This window comes from Perspicuibacillus lycopersici (assembly GCF_025660475.1).
GTDB lineage: Bacteria > Bacillota > Bacilli > Bacillales > Caldibacillaceae > Perspicuibacillus > Perspicuibacillus lycopersici.
In genome coordinates this window covers 84,691-106,065 of the sequence record NZ_JAOUSF010000005.1, presented here as the reverse complement: position 1 = coordinate 106,065, position 21,375 = coordinate 84,691, and the positions used below count along the sequence as shown (strand labels likewise).

Genomic DNA, 21,375 nt, shown 5'->3' with positions numbered 1-21,375 from the left:
ATGAATGTTACTAGCACTTGTAATTCTAATTGTTGCATTATACTATTAGATTTTGAATGGTTTTTATGGAAGGACGAACATTGTAATGGATAAACGAGTTTATTTTTTGATGATTATATCCTTTGTAATTGGTATGGTGGAATTAATTATTAGTGGAATTCTTGATTTAATTGCAGAGGACTTACATGTTAGTTTAGCACAGGCGGGCCAGCTAATTACCGTTTTTGCGTTAATATTTGCAGTTGCTTCACCGATTTTATTAATCATGACTGCAAAAGTAGAAAGAAAACATTTAACGCTCATTTCCTTGTATATTTTTTTCATTGGGGATGTAGTGACAATCGTAAGTGGGAATTATCTTCTATTGTTTATTGGACGAGTAATTTTAGCCTTTAGTGGAGCATTATTGATTATTTTATGTTTAGTAATGGCGCCATCGCTAGTGGATGAAAAATATCGTGGCCGCGCAATCGGTATTGTTTCTATGGGAGTAAGTGCTTCACTTGTACTTGGCGTTCCAATCGGGCTAGTTTTAGGAAATAGTTTCGGTTGGCGTGCACCATTTGTTTTGATTACAGTATTAACCGTGTTTTCCATTGTCGGTGTGCACCTTTTAATGGAAAAAGTGGAGCCGAAGCCAGCATTGCCATTACGTATCCAATTAGCTAGCTTAAAAAATCGGAAAATAACCTTTGCGTTATTAACAACGTTTTTATATATGGCAGGTCATACGGTATTGTATGCATATTTTAAACCTTATCTTGAAACAATGACCGGTATACATGGCGGTTGGGTGAGTATTGTGTATTTAATTTTTGGATTTGCAGCGGTAAGTGGTGGTGGAATTGGTGGGACACTTGCAGATGTATATGGTTCAAAGAAATCTATTATATTTTCACTCGCGATATTCAGCATTGTCTTTTTCATTCTTCCATTTACACTTGGAATAGTGCCGATTTTTATAGTCATTACGATTGTTTGGGGTGTACTAAGCTGGGCAATTTCTCCTGCGATGCAAAGTTATTTAATCGAAACTTCTCCGGAAACATCCGAAATTCAACAAAGCTTAAATAACTCCGCACTTCATTTAGGAGTTGCTTTCGGTTCCATTGTTGGAGGCATAGTAGTAGAGCAGCTTTCCATTGAGGTGAATCCAATGATTGGCGGACTATTCATTATTTTATCTTTTATTACTGCTATTTTATCCATACAAATGGGCCGTACGCCATCGAAACGATATAAAGCACGTAAGGAATGGTAATACGACAATGAAAGGATGAGGCTGGGACAAAAGTATTTTTATGTAAGAGAATCCGAAAAAATTAAGTAGGTAAATTCACTCCGGAAATATACTTCGCTTTCCGCGGGCATGGCCTTAGCCTCCTCCTCCGCTACGCTTCGTGCAGGGGCTTCGGCTCATGCTTTTCCCGCAGGAGTCTACGTATATTTCCTCCGCTATCCGAATTATTGTTCGTCTTACATTTAAATATCACTTGTTATGTCCCAGCCTCATTTTTTATAATTGCTGTGGGTTTAAACTTTTATAAAAAAGAGTAATTTTCAAAAATAAATCTTTCTATTTTCAGAACTTATTGATAATCAGAATATCCCGGGTTATGGATTAATTACTAGGAAAGAGTTTATTCAAGAAATACATTAATCAGGCTACTTGGCGTTTTGAAACCAATGATGCGTGAAGTAGTAGAGCTATTTTATTTAAATGAGACACCCATTATGTTAAGCGGAGAAAAATATGAGAAATATATCGGTCCGATTCCGCTTACACTATACTCAGAAGGAATAAAACAAACGATTGAGTATATGCAAAAGGAAATGGTAAAATCAAAAGAATAACAATCATCACTTTTTTAGGCTGTTTTCTAAAGGATTGTTGCTATTTCATGAGATAGGATTATTAAATGAAACCCCGAGCCGCTCGCCTGAAAGGATGCACGGGGGTGTATTTTTGTCTACCGTCTTTTTAGAAAAAACAACAATATATACGAAAACAGCCATTTTAAAAAAATAATAAAGGGGAACGATTATGAAGCAAATCATTGCATTAGGTGGTGGAGGTTTTTCCATGGAGCCTAATAACCCGTTATTAGATCAATATATACTGAAACAATCGAAAAAGAATAATCCGAATATTTGTTTTCTTCCTACTGCTAGTGGCGACTCTGCAAACTATATTGCTAGATTTTATGATTTTTTTCAAAAACAAAATTGTATTCCAACACATTTTTCTGTATTCAATCCGTCGACAAGAAATATTGAAGATTTTCTTCTACAACAGGATATTATTTATGTTGGTGGGGGGAATACTAAAAATCTATTAATCTTATGGAAAGAGTGGGGCATCGATAAAATTTTAGAAAAGGCGTTACTGCAAGGCACCATCTTAACTGGTATTAGTGCTGGCTCCCTTTGTTGGTTTGAAAGCGGGATTACCGATTCCTTCGGCGATGGTTTAGAACCGATTCATGGATTAGGTTTTATAAGTGGTAGCAATTGCCCACATTATGATGGGGAGGCAGGTAGGAGGCAAGCCTATCATAAATGGATCCAATCGAAAAAAATCGCAGGGGGTTTAGCAGCTGATGATGGGGTAGCCATTCATTTTGTGGATGGAAACGTTCAGCAAATTGTTAGCTCAAGACCGAATGCAAAGGCATATAAAGTCGAATTATCCACGAAAGAAAAGAAAGTAATAGAATCAGAGATAGTTCCCTGGTATTTAGGGTAATTTAAAGGAGGTGGAGAATTTTGGTTCAGGCAGTTTTCATTGATCGTGACGGAACTATTGGTGGCAGTAACCAAGTAGAATTCCCCGGCGAATTCCAATTATTTCCTAAAGTGAAAGAAGCATTACATCTATTAAAAGAAAATGAGATTTTAATCGTATCATTTACTAATCAACCAGGTATTTCACGTGGGGAAGCTCATGTAGAAGATTTTGTAAAAGAATTGCAGTCAATCGGATTTGAACACGTCTATCTTTGTCCACATGGACAGGAGGCACAGTGTAATTGTCGGAAACCAAATACTGGAATGCTTCAACAAGCTGCAATAGACCTACAGTTGGACTTGACGGAATGTATAGTAATTGGCGACCGCTGGAAGGATATGTTAGCTGCCCATCGGGTTCATACGAAAAAAATATTAGTAAAAACAGGGGCAGGTTCAGAAGACCTACAAAAATTTGCAAACAATGAATACTTTGGAGAATGGGCAGAAGTCACTCTAGACTATATTGCCGATAGCTTTTATGAAGCAGTGGAATGGATTGTCACCAGTAATACAAAGAGGAAGAGACATAAGTGAATTTTTTGAAAAAGTTTCTTATACGAATAATAAGCATTGGATACTTTTGAAAATTGATTGGAGTGAAGAGGCAAGTGCTGCGAGAAAAGCCCGTGACTCGAGACTCCACAGGAACGCAGTGAAGAGGATGCTCGGGCAGGTCCCGCTGAAACCGTCTCCTAAAACGGAAAGAAATTCTATTCTTATCATAAAAACATCATTTTCCAATCAAGAAAATAGCGTTTATTCGTTTTGACCTAGCCTCTTTTTACTAAAATTGTACCGTTTTTGCTATGTTTTCACCGCTTGCCTAGAAATCATGTCTTGCAATAAATCATGGATAGAGAGTAATTCAAAGGCGATTTTAGTTTTTATGGAAAAATGATCAAGAAAGTGTGTAAAGGGGACTAAGGAAACAATTCCTCCGAAATCCCCCCTGAAAACCATTAGGTTATACAATCAATCTATTAATCTTATAGAAAAGAGGAGAAGACATGATTACTTTAATTAAAAACGGAGAGGTTTATGCACCAGATTATTTAGGCAAGCAGGATATATTACTTGTACATAATAAAATTGGCTTTATTCAGGAGCATATAGAAATTCCGAGTTCGTTTGTTCCGATTGAAGTAATCGACGCTACAGATAAAAAAGTTATTCCCGGATTGATAGATGGCCATGTGCATATAATCGGCGGCGGTGGGGAAGGCAGCTTTAAAACTAGAACACCTGAAATACAATTAACAGATGCTACATTGGCGGGAATCACAACATTGGTGGGAGTAATTGGCACGGATGGCACCACTCGAACGATGGCTAGTTTAATAGCAAAAGCACGGGGATTAGAAGAAGAAGGAATCACCTGTTTTGTACAAACAGGATCCTACCAAGTCCCGGTTCGAACATTAACAGGAAAAATTGAAGATGATATCCTTTTAATTGATAAAATCATTGGATCTGGTGAAATCGCCATTTCCGATCATCGTTCCTCACAACCAACCTTTGATGAAATGGCAAAAATTGCCTCTGCGTCAAGAATCGGTGGGATGTTATCAGGAAAGGCTGGTATTGTAAACGTACATGTAGGCGATAGCTACGATCATTTACAATTAATTGAGGCGGTTGCGGAACAAACTGAAATCCCGCTTACTCAATTTTGGCCAACCCATATTAATCGTAATCAGCATTTATTTGATGCAGGTATCGTGTATGCGAAAAAGGGTGGTTATGTTGATTTCACGACAAGCTCCATTCCAAATGTTAAAAGAAATGAAGTAAAATGTAGCACCGGGTTAAAACAAATGCTTGAAGAAGGGGTAGACATTGCCCAAATTACGTTTACTTCAGATGGACAAGGTAGCTTGCCAATGTTCGATGCAAATGGACAATTTAAAGGACTGCAGGTAGGCAAGGTGACAAGTTTATTTACAGAGGTTCGCGATGCAGTATTACAGGAAAAACTGCCACTTTCTACAGCCCTTAAAGTTGCCACGGAAAATCCGGCGAAAATTTTAAAATTAGAACAAAAAGGAACAATCACAGAAGGAAAAGATGCAGATATTGTTCTATTAAATAAATCCGATTTGTCCATCAATACAGTAATTGCGCTTGGGAAAGTAATGGTTCGAGATGGTCAAGCAATTGTTAAAGGGACATTTGAGCAATAAAAGATCGAGATAAGTTCAATAAGAAAAAAATCCAGAAACCTTAAATTAAGGTATTCTGGATTTATTTCATTTTCCTTCAAGTTCCTCGATTAAATTCATTAACAAGTTAATATGATCAGTAAAAATACCATCGACTCCGTAATCAATATATTTCTTCATTGTTTCCGAATCATTAATCGTAAAGGCATGGACAATTAAATCATGTCCATGCAAATTATCAATTTGTGCTTCGGTTAATTTTTGATAATTTGCTCCAACCCCGATAACAAATTTTTTCCATTCAATTAGTTGCTCATCTGATATATTCGAAAAATCTTGGTCTATTAATAGGATTAGTGGGATCGAAGGTTCTTGCTTATGAACCAATTTTAAACTCTCTTGACTAAATGATTGAACGATAACTTTCGGTACACCATTTTCATCTGTCTTTTCTAGTAAATCATACTTAGATAATAGCTTTAATAATTCCTTTTCCATCCCTGGATAATCATATGGACTTTTTGTTTCGATATAGTAATTAACCGAATGACCAAAATGCTGAAAAATTTCCTCTAATGTTGGAATTTCCACATCTGATTGGAGGTTGTCCATTGTGCCAGTAGTAGACATGGTTGCATGAAATTGTTTTACTTCTTCTAAATTTAAGCTATGGATTTCACCATTTCCATCGGTTGTTCGATCCAAACTTTTATCATGCATGGCAATAAGGACACCATCTTTTGTCATTTGCAAATCGATTTCAATATAGTCTGCACCTATCGCTTTTGCCTGTTCATAGGACGGAATCGAATGCTCTGGTGCGAAATAAGGAGCACCACGATGGGCGATGGCTGTAGGTACCGGTAGTTTCCAAGTATATACTTCTTCCACATCCTCAACAGTAGAAGTTGGATGCTTACTCATTTCTGAGCATCCACTGATAAATAATAAACACAAAAAATAAATTGCTAGTTTTCTATAGTAAATAATATGATTCCTCCTTTCAATAAACCAATTGATCCAACAATGATTTATTGTACCATGTATTCAACCTATCATTCAAAAGCAATAACAATGTGAAGTTTCTGTAAAAAATACGCGGGATTGTTTATATGAATGGCAATACAGTACATTACGTTAATTTTTATCAGAGAGTAAATAGGCAGTAAAGAAAATAAATAGATTTAACATTGTGTTAATATTGTGTAAATTCAGTTTCTATTTAAGCATGCAAATGTAGCACGCGGAAAATAATGATGCTCAATAAATCATGGTAATGGTTAGTATAAAAATAGAATTTATTTAATATAGAAGAAAATCGCCATAGTAAAAAGATCAACAGACACTTCTGTAAGAAAATAAAGTGTTCTGTTTGCTCTCTTTTTTTGCGGCTGTTTTTATAGTGTTGGTATTACACGAGACGGTTTTATTAAAGGAAGTAGTACAAGTGACTCCTTATAATTTTACGAATGTTCAAATGAAGGAAAATAAGGTAGAATCAAATTAGCATTAAAGGAAAACGTTTAAATAATTAAGGAAATTACAGTTTAAAAACGCGATGGACGGAATGAAAGTGAATTATTATTGGGTTTAAAAATAAACTAGAGGATTTTACACTGTAATGGAAATTAAATAACGATATCTTCATTTGATTTTTTCTCGTATCTAAATTATGGAAAGGGGGAGTAGTGATGCGGACAGAGCAGGAAATGTTTCAATTAATATTACAAGTCGCAGCTAACGATGAGCGAATCCGTGCAGTAGGAATGAATGGTTCTCGAACAAATCCTAATGTACCGAAAGATATATTCCAGGATTACGACATTGTTTATTTAGTTACCGACATGGCATCATTGCTTACAGATCACGATTGGATTAATGTATTTGGCGAGCGGATAATTATTCAAATGCCTGACGCCACACATAATATCGCGGTGGACTCTATAGAGCGATTTGCTTATTTAATGTTATTTATGGATGGGAATCGTATCGATTTAACATTAATACCAATCGAAAAACGTTATGAATATTGTGAAGAGGATACATTGACGACTATTTTATTGGATAAGGATAATAGTATGCCTTCTCTTCCAAGTCCTACAGATAAGGATTATCACGTGAAACCGCCTACAGAAATCGAATTTTTAAATTGCTGTAATGAATTTTGGTGGGTGTCTACATACATTGCAAAAGGCTTGTGGAGAAGAGAAATACTGTATGCTTTCGATCATCTTAATTTTTATGTGCGACCAATGCTATTGAAAATGCTTAGCTGGCAGGTAGGAATCGATACGAACTTTACGATAAGTATTGGGAAAAATGGGAAATATTTAAAAAGCTTTTTAACGAATGAACAATGGAAGAAATTATTATGTACCTATCCAGATGGGAATGATGAAAACATTTGGAATAGTCTGTTTCAGATGTTTCAACTTTTTCGTTCGACTGCACAATATGTCGCTGGAAATTTTAATTTTTCGTACAATTTTTCCGAAGACAAACGTGTAACGGATTATGTTCATTATGTTCAAAAACTCGGTTACGAAAACTTGAATCCTGCATTTTTACAAGTGGAGAATAACAATAATTCTTGATTGAAGACAATTTTACTATTCAGCCAAAATCATGGAAAGAATATGTAATTTGAGGAGAGTAAAAGATGGGACGAAACGATGATTGGTTACAAATGGAAGACCTAGTAGAAATTTATATTCGAAAATGGATAGACACATCTATTCAACCGATTGCTATTGTTCAGCTAGCACACGGAATGGCAGAACATATTGAACGTTATGATGAATTTGCCAGCTTTTTATTAAAACATCGGATATTTGTCATCGGCAATGACCATCGAGGTCATGGAAAGACGGGGGAAAAAGCTAAATTATTTGGGTACTTTGCAGATGAGAACGGCTTTGACCGTGCAACAAAGGACTTATACCAAATAACCAATTATATTCGTACACTTTTTCCTAAAATACCGCTATTTTTAATGGGGCATAGTATGGGATCCTTTTTAGTACGAAGATATATTCAGCAATATTCGGATATGGTACAAGGAGTAATATTATCTGGAACAGCAGGAAATCCTGGTATTCCAGGGAAATTAGGACAACTAGTTGCCAAATGGGAAATGATCAAACATGGAAAGAAAGCGCCTAGTCCAGTATTGGATCAATTAATTTTTGGCTCCTATAATAAACCGTTTCCTAATGAAAGTACAAAGTTTGCTTGGTTATCAAGAAATGAAGAAGAGGTAGCAAAGTATTTAACTGATCCATATTGTGGATTTGTTTGCACATCCGGATTTTATTTCGATTTACTGACCGGATTAGCAACAATTCATCAAAATGCTCGAATAGAACAAATACGAAAAGACTTGCCAATGCTTTTTATTAGTGGAAAAAAAGATCCTGTTGGAGCAAATGGGAAAGGGGTTCAAAAGGCAATCAAACAATATAAAAGAAATGGAATCGAAAATATCGAAACGATTTTTTATGAAGAGGGACGTCACGAGGTATTAATGGAACTAAATAAAAATGAAGTATACGATGATATTTACCAGTGGCTATCAAAACAAATAGAAACTGTAAAAACTGACCAATCATAAATTGGCCAGTTTTTTTGATTGGACAAATAATGTTGGGTGATGAATATTAAAATAGGCTATTTCCTAAAGGATTGATGTAGTGAGACAACGTAGGAGCTTAAGTGACGAAGAAGCACATTGAAATGCGCAGGCGACTACCCTTCGACGTAAAAACTGGAGCTAATCAGCAGGAGATATAGGACACTCGGTGAGTAGTTTATGAACTGATTTGGCTTAGCGTACGGAGGGTTGGCGAAGTCTTCTAGTCGCGAGTCAGCCGCAGCTAGCCTCCACGCTCGCCCGAATGGATGCCCGAAGTGTATTCAGTCTGCGGTCTTTTCACAAATAGCAATTATGTATACGAATAAAGCCTAAAAAAAGAATAAGAACTATATTTAAATTATTTATAAAGGGGTGAATAGGTAAAGAAAATGCGGAATTTCTTGAATTTTGTTGATTTCTGACACATTAGAATTCAGTAGAAGAGTTTGTCAAAATCGAAATCAAGTAGAATAAACCGTACGATACTTGGTAAGAAGCAAATGTTTTTGAGCAAAACACATATAATAACCAAATGTAAAGAATGTAATGTTCGTAAATCAAATGTAAATTTTTAAAAAAAGTACTAGCATTTTTCGACAAAATCATTTTTAATAGAAAGGTAGGAAAAATTCTTTTTATAATTCTTAGGAGGTCCAATATGAAGAAATTTTTAAATCTTTTGCTTGTACTCGGCTTAGCATTAGTACTTGCAGCATGTGGTAGTTCAAGTGATGATTCCAATTCAGCAAATGGGTCAGACAAAGCTTCGGAAGAGAAGGTTCCTGAAACATTAGTAATCGGATTTGTTCCATCTCAAGATTCCGATACAATTGCTGACACAGTTCAACCATTAGCAGATCGCCTAAGTGAAGAACTTGGCATTAAAGTTGAAGGTAAAGTAATGACCAGTTACAATGCTTTAGTCGAAGCAATGGGAGCTAACCAAGTTCAAGTTGGATTTATTCCTGCTTTCGGATATGTTCAAGCAAATGAACAATATGGTGTAAACGTAATTCTTAAATCTGAAAGATATGGTTCTGGTACTTATAAAGCACAATATGTGGTTCGTGCAGATTCCGATATTGAAAGTTTAGCTGATTTAGAAGGAAAAGTTTGGGCATATGCAGACCAAGGTTCAACTTCTGGATATTTATTCCCGGCTAATCAACTGATGGAAGAATTTGACATTGCTTCTACTGCAGAATTAGAGAATGAATTTTTCAGTGGAACTGTACAAGCTGGTGGACATGACAATGCAGCAATTGCTGTATACGAAGGAGATGCTGACGTAGCAACTACATTTGATGATGTTCGCACAGAGCTTACAGAAGAATATCCAGACGTAATGGATAAATTAAAAGTTATAGGATATACACAAGATATTCCGAACGATACAATTTCTGTAACAAAAAATCTACCAGCTGATTTTGTTCAAAAATTAAAAGAAACTTTCTTATCATTTAATAATGACAAAGATATGATTAAAATTATGAACGAAGTTTACAACTGGGATGCGATTATCGAAGCTACAGATGCTGAATATCAAGTAGTTAAAGATACTTATACGAAGTTTAAAGATAATATCTCTGTAGAATAATAAGTTTTTCTTAAGTGAAATTTATTAAGTAAAAGGGGAGAGAGTTTTCTCCCTTTTTTCCTGATATTTCGACAATTTCATGGTATTATAGAAAAGATGTAAAGTAAGAATATGGAGGATTAAGGATAGCATGATAGAATTTAAAGATGTAAATCTTGTATACCCGAATGGAACACAAGGTCTCAAAAACATTAATGTGAAAATCAACGATGGGGAATTTGTCGTTATTGTCGGTTTATCTGGTGCTGGTAAATCTACGTTTATTCGAAGTATTAACCGCTTAGTAACCCCTACCTCTGGTTCTCTTCTAGTTGACAATGAAGATATTTTGAAATTCCGCGGCAAGGATTTACGGAAGCTTCGTACAAAAACTGGGATGATTTTTCAAAACTATAATCTTGTCAAACGTTCCAATGTATTGAAAAATGTATTAGCAGGACGCTTAGGACATACTGGTACATTACGTTCAATTTTTAATTTGTATAAAAAAGAGGACGTTTCATTAGCATATGAAAGCTTAAAACGTGTGCACATTGATGAAAAGATCTATAATCGTGCAGATGAACTAAGTGGTGGGCAACAACAACGTGTTAGTATTGCTCGTGTGTTAACCCAACAGCCAAAATATATTTTAGCGGATGAGCCAGTTGCTTCACTAGATCCACCAACTTCACACCAAGTAATGAATTATTTACGAAAAATCAATAAGGAAGATAAAATCACGACATTAGTTAATCTTCATTTTATTGATATGGCGATGGAGTATGCGGATCGCATTATTGGTATGCGTGCAGGAGAAGTTGTTTTTGATGGTCCAGTGTCAGAAGTTACGGAAAAAACATTTGAAGAAATTTACGGCCGTGCCATTCGTGAGGATGACTTGCGTGGGGGGGCAGAACAAGCGTGACAAATCCAAAAAATTCAATTGCTGATAAAAAGACGATACCTTCTATCTATCCAACAAAAACAAAGCTTCAAGTAACAGTAATCTTTTTTGTAATACTAGCTTTATATTTGTTTAGTATGAAAAAGACGACAGAAGATATGGTAAATGGACTTGATGGCGCACTGGGCAATATGTTCAGGGTTTTAGCTAAATTTTTCCCTCCAAATTTCGAAATATTAAAAGCAATTTGGAATCCTATGCTAGAAACAATACAAATGGCAATTATTGCAACAACAATTGCAGCCATTATTACTATTCCTTTAGCGATTTTATCCGCACGGAATGTCACAACATTTAAACCGTTATATTACATTACAAGAATATTTTTAAATTTACTACGAACAATTCCGGATGTCGTATTAGCAGTTGTATTTGTTGGACTATTTGGGATTGGGATTTTCCCAGGGATTTTAGCGTTAATAATCTTCTCGTTAGGAATTTTAGCGAAATTAATAAGTGAAACAATTGAGTCCGTTGATATGAACCCATTAGAAGCTATGCGTGCTTCTGGTGCAAACACATTACAAATGATCTGGTATGCTTTAGTACCACAAATTGCACCACAATTTACATCACTTGTGTTATACGTATTTGAAATAAATATTCGTGCATCAGTAATCTTAGGTTTAGTAGGTGCTGGTGGTATAGGACTTACATTAAATCAACAAATTAATTTCTATAATTATCCTAATGCCATGACAATTATTATCGTAATATTCATTACAGTAATTATCATCGAATATATTAGTACGAAGTTAAGGGAGGCATTGTTATAATGGCAAATCTTACATTACCTCCAAAGCCAAAGAATTCTTTATATAAAAAGACGAAAACAATTATCATACTTATACTCGTTGCTGCACTTTATGTTTGGACCTTCTTAAGTATTGATATTGATTGGGCACGTGCGATGGAAAGAGCAGCAAATAATTTCCACCGTGTAATTCCTCGGTTATTTGATCCTGATTGGAGTGCAATGGGGGATGTTTCTGATAAAATGTTTGAAACAGTTCTTATTGCTTTTGCCGGATCCGTAATGGCTGCCATTCTTTCTATACCACTTGCGTTTCTTGCAGCGAAAAATATGATGGGGATATTTTCTGTTATTGGAAAATGGATTCTGTCAGCTATCCGAGCATTTCCGGATATCATTTTAGCAGTATTATTCGTTGTTGCGGTTGGACCAACAGCATTTGCAGGGGTACTTGCAATCGCGATTGGCTCCTGCGGAATGCTAGGTAAGATGTTTTCTGAAATAATTGAGCAAATTGACATGGATATTGTACAAGCAATGCAAGCAAATGGAGCCAATCGAATCCAAATTCTATTTACTGCAGTGTTTCCACAAATTATCCCAGAATTTCTATCCTATGCTATCTATCGTTTTGAAGTAGATATTCGTGCATCATCCATTTTAGGTATTGTTGGTGCTGGTGGTATCGGTACGATGATTAGCTTTGCCTCGAGTAACCGAAACTGGAATGAAATGGGTATGATTTTATTAGCTATTATTATTGTTGTATCCGTTATTGACTTTGCTTCAGCGAAAATCCGAAGTAAAATCGTGTAATTTTACAATGAATGAAAAGCTCCACTTCTAGTGGGGCTTTTTTTTTCATATATACGAGAATCCCTGTCGACAAATTCTGAATAATCTTCACGGTGAAAAATAGGGAGAGATGAATAACTGCTAATTTTATTATAAAAATTTGGTTTAAACACAAACATTTAAAACATTTTATAAAAAAATATTCGTAAATTGACATTTTTTTTAAAAATAACGCTGGCAATTTTCGACAAAATATTATTTAATAGAATAGTAGGGAAAATTCTTTATCATACTCAGGAGGTCAAAATGAAAAAAATAGTTAGCTTTTTGCTAGTAATTGGACTAGCACTTGTACTTGCAGCATGTGGAAGTAAAGAAGAAGGTTCTTCTAACGGTTCTGATGCAAATTCCGGATCAAAAGAAGAAATTCCTGAAACATTAGTATTAGGCTTTGTACCATCTGTAGATTCCGATACAATTGCTGATACAGTTGAACCATTAGCAGAGCGCTTAAGCGAAGAATTAGGTATTAAAGTAGAAGGTAAAGTAATGACAAGCTTTAATGCATTAGTTGAAGCAATGGGTGCAAATCAAGTACAAGTTGGATTTGTTCCAGCTTTTGGATATGTGCAAGCAAACGAACAATATGGCGTAGAAGTAATTTTGAAATCTGAACGTTATGGTTCAGGAACATATAAAGCACAATATCTTGTACGTTCTGACTCAGGTATTAAAGATTTAGCAGATTTAGAAGGAAAAATTTGGGCTTACCCAGACCAAGGCTCCACTTCAGGATACTTATTCCCTGCGAACCAATTAATGGAAGAGTTTGACATTGCGTCAACGACAGAATTAGAAACAGAATTTTTCAGTGGTACTACTCAAGCAGGCGGACATGATAATGCAGCAATCGCAGTTTATGAAGGAGATGCAGATGTTGCTACTACTTTCGAGGATGTTCGTGAAGATCTTTTAGAAGAATACCCAGACATTATGGAAAAATTAACTGTAATTGGTTATACACAAGATATTCCAAATGATACAATTTCTGTAACAAAAAATCTTCCAGATGAATTCGTACAAAAAATTAAAGATACTTTCTTATCCTTTAATGATGACCCAGCGATGATTAAAATTATGAATGATGTTTATAACTGGGATGCTATTACAGAAGCTACGGATTCTGAATATCAAGTAGTTAAAGATACGTATAATAAATTTAAAGACAGTATTTCTATTGAATAGTAATTGATAAAACTCGGCACGGAAAATGTGCCGAGTTTTTTTCTTTTAAAACTTTCTAGTTTGTTACTTTTTAATAATTGGAATCCATATTTCACAAAAATATTGCCCCGATTTAGTATCACCTCCGACAGGATACATTTCAAATTCATAACCACCTGCATGCTCATAACCTGTAGATGGGAACCATTCTGAAAAAATTCTCTCCCATACGTGTTCAATTGCACTAGGCATAGGACCAATTACAGGAAATACCGCCCATGTAGCTTTTGGTATTACCTTTACCTCCAATTTATTTGTAACATCAATTCCATTACTTTCTGCCCCAATAAAATACGTGAACTCATTTTGCTCTTGATCAAATTCCATACAAACCCCTAGCAACCCAAAATCCCGACAACCTTTTATGAGTTTACTAGCTAAACCATTTTGATTTACCTCCTCCCAAAAGGCAGGGATATCTTGGTGATTCTGTCCATTTTCAGTAGTTGTTCGGATACCTTTGCCGACAATACGAATCTCGTCTTTTTCCATTATTCTATACTTCATTTCTTCCTCTCCTTTAATTTGAATATGAAAGGATATTTTAGGATAGGCAACGAGTGAACGATTTTGTTTACGAACTGCAGACGGTGCAATTCCATGCGTGCTTCGAAATGCCTTTGTAAAAGCTTCCGGACTTTCATATCCGTATTTCCAAGCAACATCAATAACTTTCTGATTCGAATGGAGAAGATCCTGAGCAGCTAAAGTTAATCTTCTTTTCCGAATATATTCTGCCACAGTTACACCAGTTAACATATGGAAACTACGTTGAAAGTGAAATTTAGACATGCAAGCAACCGACGCAATATCATCTATCGCCAATTTCGAGAGTAGGTTTTCCTCAATATAATCAATACTTGTAATCAAACGTCGAAGTCCTTCCATAGCAATCTTCCTTTCTGCTACTAAATTTATCAGAACTACCGTAAGCATTCCTGTTCATTTGTGCATTTTACTGACAGATTTAGATAATGCGGGGAGTCATGCTAATTTGCATTTCGTTTGCCTAGCGGTTTATACAAGCTTGTATTACTTAAGCAAGTTAGCTTCCTATTAAAATTAAGAACTAAATAACTAAATAAGAGCAAAATTACGAAAGAGTAGTAAATGCTGAAGGGTGATGTTTCCTTCCCATTCGAGTTTTGCTTGTTTCCAAGTATCTTCAAATTGTCCAAACCAAGACCAAGTGGGAGACCAAGAACCATTTGGATTTTGTTTAGTGCTTATATAGTGTAAATTCTCCGACAAAAAAGCTTTGAATAATCGATAGTATTTAGATTCAGGAGAATCCACTACTTGTATTGGTTGTAAACAATATTCCTCCCATTTTTGCGAATCGGTCGTAACACATTCATGCAAAGCTTGTATTATTTTTTCCTCTATTTGCTGATAAATTGATTCCGGCAGACGATCCGCTAATCGTAAGAAGGAAAGGATTTCATGAAATTCAAACGTTTCTAACCGATTAAAATATCGTATGGCATACTCGGTCAGCTCAGCTAGCAACGATGCAGGGACGAGTGGTTGATAATCATAGAAATATCCTAAAATTTCAGCGTTCGGATTTCCCCAATCCTCTCGTGGTTCTTGATAATTCCACCATGGTGCTCGTGGTGCTTCTTCCACAGCTTTCGGCACCTTTTCCCATCCATATGTATTTTTATCGTAACTGTTTATAAAGTAACGAATCGCATTTTGTACTATTTCTAAATGATCTTCTGCTCCAATTTTTGACAGTATTTGCATGGCAACAGATGAAGCGAGTGCAGAGGAATTTTCTGTACGAAAATCCGGCTCTAGTCCATGACCAAATCCACCATCATCATTTTGAAATTTTTGTAACTCACGAATAACATCCTCACGATTTCCATCAGCAAATTCAAATAAATATAAAGCTTTTTCCAATGGCCGTGCATTCGTTACAATAAAATTAGCAGCCAATTGATATTGGGAACTAGTAAATATTTTCATATTGAACCTCATTTCTTTTCTTTTTTACATTAATTCGCGATGGATTGACATTATTCCTTTTTCTATCGCAAGAATACTTGACAAATGGAAGCGAACATTGTATTTTAAATTAAAAATTAATATTTGCTATAAACAATGAAGAGGGTTAGTAAAGTAGTAACATCTTTTTCAGAGAGGAAATCATTGGTGGAAGATTTCTAAAGATCCTGCTTGAACCTGCCTTGGAGTTCAGTATTGAATGAAAATACTGCGGAATGTTCCGTTATCAAAAAAGAGAGTACAGTTTTACGTAAATTGTATATTTGGATTTTTCTTCATACCGAATATATGTAACTGTAAATTAGGGTGGTATCGCCAAGCCTCGGTCCCTTTTCCATGGGATTCGGGGCTTTTTTGTATTTATATTGAGAAATAAAGGCAATTGCCTAAAACATACATTCAGAGGAGTGAAAGAAAATGGGTAAACAGAAAAAGTTTGTTGAAGAAATTACTGCTATGGAAGACAATTTTGCCCAATGGTATACAGATGTGGTAAAAAAAGCAGATTTAGTGGATTATTCATCCGTACGTGGTTCTATGATTATTCGCCCATATGGCTATGCTTTATGGGAAAATATCCAAAAGGTATTAGATGGAAAGATTAAGGAAACTGGCCATGAAAATGTATACATGCCACTATTTATTCCAGAAAGCTTATTACAAAAAGAAAAGGATCATATTGAAGGGTTTGCACCTGAAGTAGCTTTAGTAACTCATGGCGGTTCAGAGGAGCTTCATGAACGATTAGTCGTTCGACCAACTTCTGAAGTACTGTTTTGTGATCATTATGCAAATATTATTCATTCCTATCGGGATTTACCAAAACTATACAATCAATGGGCAAATGTCGTTCGTTGGGAAAAAACGACAAGACCATTCCTACGGACGTTAGAATTTTTATGGCAAGAGGGGCATACTGCACATGCAACAGATGAAGAGGCTGCAGAAGAAGTAATTAAAATGCTTGGAGTATACACGGAATTATGTGAAAATTACTTAGCAATACCTGTCATTCGTGGGCAAAAGACTGAAAAAGAGAAATTTGCTGGGGCGAAATATACGTATACGATTGAAAGTTTAATGCATGATGGGAAAGCATTACAGTCTGGAACATCCCATCATTTAGGAACCGGATTTGCAGAAAGCTTTGGCATTCAATATACCGATCAAAATGGTGACCTTCAATTTGTTCATCAAACATCTTGGGGATTAACAACACGTATTATTGGTGCATTGATTATGGTGCATGGAGATAACCGCGGACTTGTTTTACCACCAAAAATAGCTCCAACACAATTGATGATAGTTCCAATTGCCCAACATAAAGAAGGAGTACTTGATTTTGCATATGGGTTAAAGGAAAAACTGAAAAATGTCGCAAGAGTAGGCATTGATGCAAGTGATAAAACTCCTGGCTGGAAATTTAATGAATACGAAATGAAGGGAATTCCTATTCGTTTAGAAGTAGGTCCAAAAGATATAGAAAATGGGCAAGTTGTACTAGTTCGTCGTGATACTGGAGAAAAATCATTTGTTCCAATGAATCAATTAGAAACAGTAGTAACCGAGCTTTTAGATGATATTCAAAGAAATCTTTTTACTAAAGCGAAACAACATCGAGAAGATAAAACAAGTATTGCTACAAGTCTTGATGAATTCAAAGCAAAACTGGAAGAAAATCCAGGTTTTATTAAAGCAATGTGGTGTGGTAAGCAAGCATGCGAAGAAAAAATAAAAGAAGAAACATCGGCCACTTCCCGCTGCATACCATTCGAACAAGAACAAGTTCATGATAACTGTGTCGTTTGTGGAGATAAAGCCGAGCATATGGTTTATTGGGCAAAAGCATATTAAAAGAAGAAATGAAGAGCCATAAAACAAAGTATCGTTTCGTGGCTCTTTCTTTTATTATTGCATAATTTCTTTTACTAGTACCTGTAATGCATTTCTCTGTTGTTGATTTTGGTTATCCATCTGCTGAATGATGTCATTTCTCTTCCTTTGTAATTCATACACTTTTTTTACTAACGTTTCCTTTGTCAATTGCTCTTCCTTTAATGTCATAGCAAAACCTTTTGCCTCAAATGATTGTGCATTTAATAGTTGATCGCCACGACTTTGATCTAATCCAAGTGGGATAATAAGCATTGGAATTTTCAATGCGAGAAATTCAAATATCGCATTAGAACCACCACGGGTAATGACAAAATCCGTAGCAGCGAGTATATCGGCTAATTCTTCATGTACATATTCAAATTGACGATATCCTTGTATCGATGCTAAGCTTTCCTCTACATTATTTTTCCCACATAAATGGACAATTTGAAATTGATTCGTGAGCGTATCTAAAGAAGCTCTTACCGCTTCGTTTATTTTTCTTGCTCCTAAGCTTCCACCCATAATGGTTAAGATCGGTAAATTTTTTGAAAAGCCAAGAAGTTTTTTCCCACGTAAAGCATCTCCAATTAAAATTTCCTTCCGGATAGGGGAGCCAATCACCATTGTTTTCTGTTGGGGAAAGTGATTCTTTGCTTCTTCAAAAGAAGTAAAAATCTTCGTTGCGAATCGTTGCGATATTTTATTCGCCAAACCTGGTGTAATATCACTTTCATGAATAAAAACAGGTATTTTTAATGAGCTTGCTGCTACAATTACAGGTACAGAAACAAAACCACCTTTTGAAAATACTAAATCTGGTTTTAGCTTTTTGAGAATTTTTCTTGCTTCAAAGCAACCGCTAATGACACGAAAAATATCTTTAATATTCTCCCAATCAAAATATCTTCTTAATTTTCCACTTGAAATTGGATAATAAGGAATTTTTATTTTTTGGATAAGCTCTTTTTCGATTCCTTTTTTAGAGCCAATATAATGGATATTCATATCTAAGTCTCGGATTTCATTTATAATCGCAATATTTGGTGTAACATGACCAGCAGAGCCACCACCTGTAAATACAATCGTCTTATTTGCCATAGATCCTCCTGTAAATGGTATGATTTCTATTTCATTATATGATATCAATTCTGTTCTATAAACATCTTTGCATTATATGCGATTTTGAAAGCAGCATGATTATCAAATAAATACAATCAAAATGCAATTATCGAGTAATTTTATCGTAAATATGCAAGAAGCTATATATATAAAATTTCATTTTTGTTAAAATTATAGAAACTATTGATATTTGCCATTTGAGAAATAAACGGAAATGGAGGGATTTACATGATTAGGAAAATAGGAAAATTTATATTTTTAATTGCTGTGTATCCATTCGCGATTATATTTTCTGTTTTGTTCGATTACAATGGAACATTAATCAAGACTGTTCATGATGCTTCGCATAAATAGTAATTGGCCTCGCAATAAGGGGTCTTTCTTTTTTTGCAATATATTAAAGAAGAAATGAGGCGTTTCCATGGATAAACATTTATTTCTATTCGGAAGTGGTCCACCGTTTACGATAGAGCTTGCTTACATCTTTCATAAATATTGCAAAAATGGACCAGTTTCGATATTGTTTGTCGAGCGTAATGGCTGGTTAGACTATATGACGGTTGTTACGAAGCCATTACGAGCATTAGGATTATCGGAATTTCACTACATACCACTTCCAAGCATTGCAATGGAAACGGCTATTCAACACATTGAACAAAGTTCTGGGATTATCATTCTTGGTGGCAATACGAATCGATATGCAGATTACATTGTTGACACCGAATTAGCACCAGTGATTAAGAAAAAATTCCGTGATAGCGTGCCAGTAGCTGGTTTTTCTGCAGGAGCATTAATTAGCTTACAATACTGCATTCTTTCACCTAACGATAATGACGAACATGAATATCAACAAAGAAATGGATTAAATTTACTAGAAGATTTTCAAATTGCTGTTCATTACAATCAATGGCAAGACGAGAAGCATCTATTGGAAATCGGACGAAAATTCCCTGAAGGAAAAAATTATGGCATCGATGAAAAAACGGGGATTTACGTAAAAAATGGACAAATTAAAGCGATGGAAGGAAATGGTGTATATAAGCTTACTAATGGGATAATTAGCAAAATACACTAAAATTACCGAAAAACGGATATAGTAGGAGAGAAAAATGGACATTAACAATGAAAAAGATATTATCCGTCTAATTGAATTAGATCCTTGGATGATAGAGATATTAAAGGCAGCAAAAACATTACAATTACCTGATTGGTGGATTTGTGCTGGCTTTGTTCGCTCTAAAATTTGGGATACACTCCACGACTTTACAGAAAGGACACCACTACCAGACATAGATGTCGTTTATTTCGATCAAACGAACATTTGCGAATCAGTTGAAAAACAGCTCGAAAAAAAACTACGCGATATTTTACCAGACATTCCTTGGTCTGTTAAAAACGAGGCACGAATGCATGTATTAAGCGGTCTACCACCATATTCATCGACAGTGGATGCAATAGCGAAATTTACAGAAACGGTTACAGCTTTAGGTGTAAAATTGAATAATCGAGAGGAGATAATACTTACTGCCCCTCATGGAATTGATGATGTAATTCATATGCAGGTTAACCCAACACCTTTCTATCAAGAAAATACACCATTATTCCACGTATATCAAGAACGGCTACGGAAGAAGAATTGGAAAGATATTTGGTATAAACTAACAATAAATGGAATATAAGCAGTGTCTTAAAACAAATGCTAGCAATTCGTTTTTTTGATTTGCAATTAATACTTTATGATCGGAGAAAAATTGAGTATGAACAATCCAACAAAAATTCGAATTATCGGATCTGTAGGAAGCGGGAAAACGACTTTAGCAAAAAAATTATCTGCAAAATGGAAAATACCTTATTACGAATTGGACAATGTCGTTTGGAGAAGGGAAAGTACTGGTGATATACGCAGAACGGAAGAGGAAAGGAATCAGTTTTTAGCAGGTATCACAAATTCAAATGCTTGGATAATCGAAGGGGTTCATAATGAAGAATGGACAAATGATACCTTTGAAAAAGCTGATTTAATCATATTTTTAGACACCCCTTATTATATCCGTACCTATCGGATAATCAAGCGATTTATTAAACAAAAACTTAGGATTGAAAAATCGCATTATGAGCCGACATGGCAAATATTTTTTAAAATGTTTAAATGGAATCGATATTTTGAAGAAGTTGGAAAACGAAACGTTTTAAAAATACTAGATTCCTATAATACACATTCAGTCATTTATAAAGGAATCCGAATGAAAAAATTAGAATACGCTCTCTACTAAATAGGAGATGTAAAAATTGATTTCCTCAGTTGTTAAGAATGGGAAGATTATTGCCAACGGTGTGTATCGTATAACAGTAAAAAATAATCCAAGCAGTTACAAAAAGAGTGTAAAGGGAGCATCCGGTATGCTCCCT

21 protein-coding genes and 1 other annotated feature are annotated in these 21,375 nt (G+C 35.3%); of the genes, 17 read left to right on the top strand and 4 right to left on the bottom strand.

Going from position 1 to position 21,375, the window contains the following annotated elements:
• Nucleotides 1-85: 85 nt before the first annotated feature.
• From OEV98_RS14585 to iadA, 5 genes are all read left to right on the top strand, one after another.
• Nucleotides 86-1,261, top strand: coding sequence for an MFS transporter (locus OEV98_RS14585; RefSeq protein WP_263074091.1), 1,176 nt, complete (start codon nucleotides 86-88; stop codon nucleotides 1,259-1,261).
• A gap of 425 nt (nucleotides 1,262-1,686) precedes the next feature.
• Nucleotides 1,687-1,854, top strand: coding sequence for a hypothetical protein (locus OEV98_RS14580; protein WP_263074090.1), 168 nt, complete (start codon nucleotides 1,687-1,689; stop codon nucleotides 1,852-1,854).
• 190 nt (nucleotides 1,855-2,044) lie between these two features.
• Nucleotides 2,045-2,746 (top strand): Type 1 glutamine amidotransferase-like domain-containing protein, encoded by a 702-nt coding sequence (locus OEV98_RS14575; RefSeq protein ID WP_263074089.1) that lies wholly within the window; start codon nucleotides 2,045-2,047, stop codon nucleotides 2,744-2,746.
• A gap of 17 nt (nucleotides 2,747-2,763) precedes the next feature.
• Nucleotides 2,764-3,324 carry an HAD-IIIA family hydrolase gene (locus OEV98_RS14570; RefSeq protein ID WP_263074304.1) on the top strand — a complete coding sequence of 187 codons (561 nt, stop codon included), beginning with the start codon at nucleotides 2,764-2,766 and terminating at the stop codon, nucleotides 3,322-3,324.
• Nucleotides 3,325-3,797: 473 nt separating this feature from the next.
• The gene (iadA, locus tag OEV98_RS14565) at nucleotides 3,798-4,970 is read left to right on the top strand and encodes a beta-aspartyl-peptidase (RefSeq protein ID WP_263074088.1); all 1,173 of its coding nucleotides are present in this window, start codon (nucleotides 3,798-3,800) and stop codon (nucleotides 4,968-4,970) included.
• Nucleotides 4,971-5,036: 66 nt separating this feature from the next.
• On the opposite strand, the gene OEV98_RS14560 is transcribed toward iadA, so the two are convergent.
• Nucleotides 5,037-5,873: a glycerophosphodiester phosphodiesterase family protein gene (locus OEV98_RS14560; protein WP_263074087.1), complete on the bottom strand. Its 837-nt coding sequence runs from the start codon at nucleotides 5,871-5,873 to the stop codon at nucleotides 5,037-5,039.
• A gap of 767 nt (nucleotides 5,874-6,640) precedes the next feature.
• Between OEV98_RS14560 and OEV98_RS14555 the strand changes: the two genes are divergently transcribed.
• From OEV98_RS14555 to phnD, 7 genes are all read left to right on the top strand, one after another.
• Nucleotides 6,641-7,543: an aminoglycoside 6-adenylyltransferase gene (locus OEV98_RS14555; RefSeq protein ID WP_263074086.1), complete on the top strand. Its 903-nt coding sequence runs from the start codon at nucleotides 6,641-6,643 to the stop codon at nucleotides 7,541-7,543.
• 65 nt (nucleotides 7,544-7,608) lie between these two features.
• Nucleotides 7,609-8,559, top strand: a complete 951-nt coding sequence (locus OEV98_RS14550; protein ID WP_263074085.1) for an alpha/beta hydrolase — start codon at nucleotides 7,609-7,611, stop codon at nucleotides 8,557-8,559.
• A 679-nt stretch (nucleotides 8,560-9,238) separates the two neighbouring features.
• Nucleotides 9,239-10,177, top strand: coding sequence for a phosphate/phosphite/phosphonate ABC transporter substrate-binding protein (locus tag OEV98_RS14545; protein WP_263074084.1), 939 nt, complete (start codon nucleotides 9,239-9,241; stop codon nucleotides 10,175-10,177).
• A gap of 130 nt (nucleotides 10,178-10,307) precedes the next feature.
• The gene (gene phnC / locus OEV98_RS14540; protein WP_263074083.1) at nucleotides 10,308-11,084 is read left to right on the top strand and encodes a phosphonate ABC transporter ATP-binding protein; all 777 of its coding nucleotides are present in this window, start codon (nucleotides 10,308-10,310) and stop codon (nucleotides 11,082-11,084) included.
• On the top strand, nucleotides 11,081-11,899 hold the full coding sequence (phnE, locus tag OEV98_RS14535; RefSeq protein WP_263074082.1) for a phosphonate ABC transporter, permease protein PhnE: 819 nt from the start codon (nucleotides 11,081-11,083) through the stop codon (nucleotides 11,897-11,899). Before phnC ends, phnE (OEV98_RS14535) begins: the two co-directional genes overlap by 4 nt.
• Nucleotides 11,899-12,693, top strand: a complete 795-nt coding sequence (phnE, locus tag OEV98_RS14530) for a phosphonate ABC transporter, permease protein PhnE (RefSeq protein WP_263074081.1) — start codon at nucleotides 11,899-11,901, stop codon at nucleotides 12,691-12,693. Before phnE (OEV98_RS14535) ends, phnE (OEV98_RS14530) begins: the two co-directional genes overlap by 1 nt.
• A gap of 285 nt (nucleotides 12,694-12,978) precedes the next feature.
• Nucleotides 12,979-13,917 (top strand): phosphate/phosphite/phosphonate ABC transporter substrate-binding protein, encoded by a 939-nt coding sequence (gene phnD / locus OEV98_RS14525; RefSeq protein WP_263074080.1) that lies wholly within the window; start codon nucleotides 12,979-12,981, stop codon nucleotides 13,915-13,917.
• 63 nt (nucleotides 13,918-13,980) lie between these two features.
• On the opposite strand, the gene OEV98_RS14520 is transcribed toward phnD, so the two are convergent.
• Together OEV98_RS14520 and OEV98_RS14515 are read right to left on the bottom strand one after the other, a co-directional pair.
• Entirely contained in the window at nucleotides 13,981-14,844 is an 864-nt protein-coding gene (locus OEV98_RS14520) for an AraC family transcriptional regulator (RefSeq protein WP_263074079.1), read from the bottom strand.
• 189 nt (nucleotides 14,845-15,033) lie between these two features.
• Entirely contained in the window at nucleotides 15,034-15,930 is an 897-nt protein-coding gene (locus tag OEV98_RS14515) for a hypothetical protein (RefSeq protein WP_263074078.1), read from the bottom strand.
• 126 nt (nucleotides 15,931-16,056) lie between these two features.
• Nucleotides 16,057-16,303 (top strand) — a binding site (T-box leader).
• Nucleotides 16,304-16,386: 83 nt separating this feature from the next.
• Here OEV98_RS14515 and proS point away from each other — a divergent pair.
• A complete protein-coding gene (proS, locus tag OEV98_RS14510; protein ID WP_263074077.1) occupies nucleotides 16,387-17,823 on the top strand; it encodes a proline--tRNA ligase in 1,437 nt (478 codons plus the stop codon).
• 54 nt (nucleotides 17,824-17,877) lie between these two features.
• On the opposite strand, the gene OEV98_RS14505 is transcribed toward proS, so the two are convergent.
• Nucleotides 17,878-18,945 (bottom strand): undecaprenyldiphospho-muramoylpentapeptide beta-N-acetylglucosaminyltransferase, encoded by a 1,068-nt coding sequence (locus OEV98_RS14505; protein ID WP_263074076.1) that lies wholly within the window; start codon nucleotides 18,943-18,945, stop codon nucleotides 17,878-17,880.
• 249 nt (nucleotides 18,946-19,194) lie between these two features.
• Here OEV98_RS14505 and OEV98_RS14500 point away from each other — a divergent pair, with 249 nt between their 5' ends.
• The 4 genes from OEV98_RS14500 (at nucleotide 19,195) to OEV98_RS14485 (ending at nucleotide 21,239) form a co-directional block, all read left to right on the top strand.
• Nucleotides 19,195-19,320, top strand: coding sequence for a hypothetical protein (locus OEV98_RS14500; RefSeq protein ID WP_263074075.1), 126 nt, complete (start codon nucleotides 19,195-19,197; stop codon nucleotides 19,318-19,320).
• Between the two features lie 67 nt (nucleotides 19,321-19,387).
• A complete protein-coding gene (locus OEV98_RS14495; RefSeq protein ID WP_263074074.1) occupies nucleotides 19,388-20,041 on the top strand; it encodes a Type 1 glutamine amidotransferase-like domain-containing protein in 654 nt (217 codons plus the stop codon).
• Between the two features lie 34 nt (nucleotides 20,042-20,075).
• A complete protein-coding gene (locus OEV98_RS14490) occupies nucleotides 20,076-20,645 on the top strand; it encodes a nucleotidyltransferase family protein (protein WP_263074073.1) in 570 nt (189 codons plus the stop codon).
• Nucleotides 20,646-20,723: 78 nt separating this feature from the next.
• Nucleotides 20,724-21,239 carry a P-loop NTPase family protein gene (locus OEV98_RS14485; protein WP_263074072.1) on the top strand — a complete coding sequence of 172 codons (516 nt, stop codon included), beginning with the start codon at nucleotides 20,724-20,726 and terminating at the stop codon, nucleotides 21,237-21,239.
• Nucleotides 21,240-21,375: the final 136 nt, after the last annotated feature.

What these genes read in the sequence shown, in the direction of transcription:
- OEV98_RS14585 (WP_263074091.1), top strand. Translation starts at nt 86, where the DNA reads ATGGATAAACGAGTTTATTTTTTGATGATTATATCCTTTGTAATTGGT.
- OEV98_RS14580 (WP_263074090.1), top strand. Translation starts at nt 1,687, where the DNA reads ATGATGCGTGAAGTAGTAGAGCTATTTTATTTAAATGAGACACCCATT.
- OEV98_RS14575 (WP_263074089.1), top strand. Translation starts at nt 2,045, where the DNA reads ATGAAGCAAATCATTGCATTAGGTGGTGGAGGTTTTTCCATGGAGCCT.
- iadA (WP_263074088.1), top strand. Translation starts at nt 3,798, where the DNA reads ATGATTACTTTAATTAAAAACGGAGAGGTTTATGCACCAGATTATTTA.
- OEV98_RS14560 (WP_263074087.1), bottom strand. Translation starts at nt 5,873, where the DNA reads ATGAGTAAGCATCCAACTTCTACTGTTGAGGATGTGGAAGAAGTATAT.
- OEV98_RS14555 (WP_263074086.1), top strand. Translation starts at nt 6,641, where the DNA reads ATGCGGACAGAGCAGGAAATGTTTCAATTAATATTACAAGTCGCAGCT.
- OEV98_RS14550 (WP_263074085.1), top strand. Translation starts at nt 7,609, where the DNA reads ATGGGACGAAACGATGATTGGTTACAAATGGAAGACCTAGTAGAAATT.
- OEV98_RS14545 (WP_263074084.1), top strand. Translation starts at nt 9,239, where the DNA reads ATGAAGAAATTTTTAAATCTTTTGCTTGTACTCGGCTTAGCATTAGTA.
- phnC (WP_263074083.1), top strand. Translation starts at nt 10,308, where the DNA reads ATGATAGAATTTAAAGATGTAAATCTTGTATACCCGAATGGAACACAA.
- phnE (WP_263074081.1), top strand. Translation starts at nt 11,899, where the DNA reads ATGGCAAATCTTACATTACCTCCAAAGCCAAAGAATTCTTTATATAAA.
- phnD (WP_263074080.1), top strand. Translation starts at nt 12,979, where the DNA reads ATGAAAAAAATAGTTAGCTTTTTGCTAGTAATTGGACTAGCACTTGTA.
- OEV98_RS14520 (WP_263074079.1), bottom strand. Translation starts at nt 14,844, where the DNA reads ATGGAAGGACTTCGACGTTTGATTACAAGTATTGATTATATTGAGGAA.
- OEV98_RS14515 (WP_263074078.1), bottom strand. Translation starts at nt 15,930, where the DNA reads ATGAAAATATTTACTAGTTCCCAATATCAATTGGCTGCTAATTTTATT.
- proS (WP_263074077.1), top strand. Translation starts at nt 16,387, where the DNA reads ATGGGTAAACAGAAAAAGTTTGTTGAAGAAATTACTGCTATGGAAGAC.
- OEV98_RS14505 (WP_263074076.1), bottom strand. Translation starts at nt 18,945, where the DNA reads ATGGCAAATAAGACGATTGTATTTACAGGTGGTGGCTCTGCTGGTCAT.
- OEV98_RS14500 (WP_263074075.1), top strand. Translation starts at nt 19,195, where the DNA reads ATGATTAGGAAAATAGGAAAATTTATATTTTTAATTGCTGTGTATCCA.
- OEV98_RS14495 (WP_263074074.1), top strand. Translation starts at nt 19,388, where the DNA reads ATGGATAAACATTTATTTCTATTCGGAAGTGGTCCACCGTTTACGATA.
- OEV98_RS14490 (WP_263074073.1), top strand. Translation starts at nt 20,076, where the DNA reads ATGGACATTAACAATGAAAAAGATATTATCCGTCTAATTGAATTAGAT.
- OEV98_RS14485 (WP_263074072.1), top strand. Translation starts at nt 20,724, where the DNA reads ATGAACAATCCAACAAAAATTCGAATTATCGGATCTGTAGGAAGCGGG.